The organism is Klebsiella sp. K47 (assembly GCF_051858335.1).
GTDB classification, from domain to species: Bacteria; Pseudomonadota; Gammaproteobacteria; order Enterobacterales; family Enterobacteriaceae; genus Klebsiella; species Klebsiella pneumoniae.
This window is the reverse complement of the sequence record NZ_JBPYUI010000068.1, coordinates 1-2,220: the sequence shown is the minus strand read 5'-3', so window position 1 is coordinate 2,220 and position 2,220 is coordinate 1. Positions and strand designations below refer to the sequence as shown.

General features: G+C 53.9%; 5 protein-coding genes. All 5 read left to right on the top strand.

What is annotated here, in order from left to right; genetic code table 11:
• The first annotated feature begins 38 nt into the window (after positions 1-38).
• Positions 39-488: an HK97-gp10 family putative phage morphogenesis protein gene (locus tag RRF55_RS27025; protein WP_019705270.1), complete on the top strand. Its 450-nt coding sequence runs from the start codon at positions 39-41 to the stop codon at positions 486-488.
• Positions 485-832, top strand: a complete 348-nt coding sequence (locus tag RRF55_RS27020) for a DUF3168 domain-containing protein (protein ID WP_016530186.1) — start codon at positions 485-487, stop codon at positions 830-832. The genes RRF55_RS27025 and RRF55_RS27020 overlap by 4 nt, the downstream gene beginning before the upstream one ends.
• A gap of 56 nt (positions 833-888) precedes the next feature.
• Positions 889-1,593, top strand: coding sequence for an immunoglobulin domain-containing protein (locus RRF55_RS27015; RefSeq protein ID WP_023341477.1), 705 nt, complete (start codon positions 889-891; stop codon positions 1,591-1,593).
• Positions 1,594-1,623: 30 nt separating this feature from the next.
• Positions 1,624-2,028: a phage tail assembly chaperone gene (locus RRF55_RS27010; RefSeq protein WP_065800654.1), complete on the top strand. Its 405-nt coding sequence runs from the start codon at positions 1,624-1,626 to the stop codon at positions 2,026-2,028.
• Between the two features lie 2 nt (positions 2,029-2,030).
• Positions 2,031-2,220: phage tail assembly protein T (locus RRF55_RS27005; protein ID WP_117063702.1), on the top strand; the 190-nt coding region annotated here is incomplete at its 3' end.

Below are 2,220 nucleotides of genomic sequence, written 5' to 3'. Positions count from 1 at the left end.
ACCCGGCTGGAAATTCTCTGCAAACAGGGGACCGAAAAATGATTGATGTGAATCTGGATTTTTCCGGGTTGCAGGATATTGCCCGCGATCTGCAAACGCTCAGCAAGGCCGAAAATAATAAAGTTCTCCGGGAGTCGACCCGTGCTGGTGCCGAATTGCTCCGCGAGGAGGTGATTGATCGCGCTCCTGAGAAATCCGGAAAACTGAAGAAAAACGTTGTTGTCGTCACCCAGAAAAGTCGCCGTCGCGGTGAAATTTCATCTGGGGTGCATATTCGTGGCGTTAACCCGCGAACGGGGAACAGCGACAATACAATGAAGGCCAGCAACAAGCGGAATGCGTTTTACTGGCGCTTCGTGGAGTTGGGAACATCTACAGCGCCTGCACATCCGTTTGTTCGCCCAGCTTTTGATACCCGCATGGAAGAAGCTACGCAGGTGGCGATGCAGCGGATGAATCAGGCTATCGATGAGGTGTTATCAAAATGACAGAGGATGATCTCTATGACCTGCTGTCGACGCTGGCAGACGGGCGGGTTTATCCGTATGTGGTGCCGCTAGGCAGCGACGGACTTCCTGCAGTTTCCACTCCCTATGTCATTTTCTCGATACCGACTGATGTTGCCGGGGATGTTTTCTGCGGCCAGGCAGAGTCGACACTGCGCATTCAGGTTGATGTATGGGCTGAAACGAATGACGAAGCCAGAGCGTTACGCCTGGACGCCCTGGCTCGCCTGCAGGTTCTTTCACCTGTCGAGGTGACAAAAATTCCTGGCTACGACACGACAACCCATCTTCATCGGGCAACCCTCGAAATAACGGTCATTGCCTGACAAAAACCAATCCAATCCGACCGCCGCTGGCGGTTTTTTCATTTATGGAGGCTGCGATGTCAGCACTATTTGAACGTGCCCAAAAAACGGTAGTAATGATTACCTCTGTGCCGGTCACCGCGGCAGAGCTGGATACCGCAACCTGGTTAAACCTGAGTTGCACTATCAAACAGGCAAGCTTTACCGCTGGTCAGAAAAACGATATTGACGTGACAACGCTCTGTTCCGATGAAACGGAAAATATCAACGGCCTTCCTGCTCCGTCTGAAATGTCACTTTCCGGTAACTTCTACCGCAACCCGGCGCAGGATGCACTTCGTGAAGCATATGATAACGACGGGGTTTATGGGTTTAAGGTTATTTTCCCGTCTGGTAATGGATTCCTGATGCGCGCTGAGGTACGTCAGCACACCTGGGATTCTCAAACCAATGGCGTGGTTGCTGCAACGTTCTCGCTGCGTCTGAAAGGTAAACCCACCAATATTAACGCCCCAGGAGTTCTGTCGTTTGCTACTGACCTTCCGGCGTCCCAAACGGTCGCGGCAGGAAGCGCCCTGACCATGGGCGTGGTCGTCCAGGGCGGTACGGCACCTTATACCTACGCCTGGAAAAAGGGCACCTCGACGGTCAGCGGCCAGACCAGCGCAACGTTTACGAAAGCCAGCGCTGTATCCGGTGATGCCGGGGTTTATTCCTGCGTGGTTACTGATGCCGATGGCACTGTGATCACTTCTTCTGATTGCACCGTCACCATCAATTAACGGAGCGCCGGGAGACCGGCGATAAAATTAATGTCAAAACCGAGTCTTAAAGCACTGGCACTGGCACCGATGGCGGGCTTTCGTAAAAAAGAAGTCTCCGTTCCGGAGTGGGATAACGCCAAAGTCATCATTCGTGAGCCATCAGCAGAAGCCTGGATTCGCTGGCAGGGCATTGCCAGCCCGGAACCACCCAAACTACCGGAAGTGCAGGAGCCCCAGGAGGCACCAGAACTGACCCCTTCAGAACGAGCCTTCCGCACGATGCGGGCCGACGTCACGCTTTTCATCGATATTTTGCTGGATACCGACCTGCAGCCCGTCTTTACTGTCGATGACACCGAACAGGTTGAAGCGATCTATGGCCCTGTGCATTCCCGGCTGTTGAAGCAGGCACTTGATCTCATTCGTGACGCGGATGATGCTAAAGCAAAGTAAAAATGCCTGGCATGCAGTTCCTGATGGCGCTGGCGCTCCGGATGGGCCGCACGCTGGGCGAACTGCGACAAACCATGACGGTTGGCGAATTCAGGATGTGGGCTGAGTACGACCGTATCAGCCCAATCGGCGATATTCGCGGCGATATCCTCAATGCTCAGCTGGTATCTGCGGTTTACGGAGCGCAGGGCG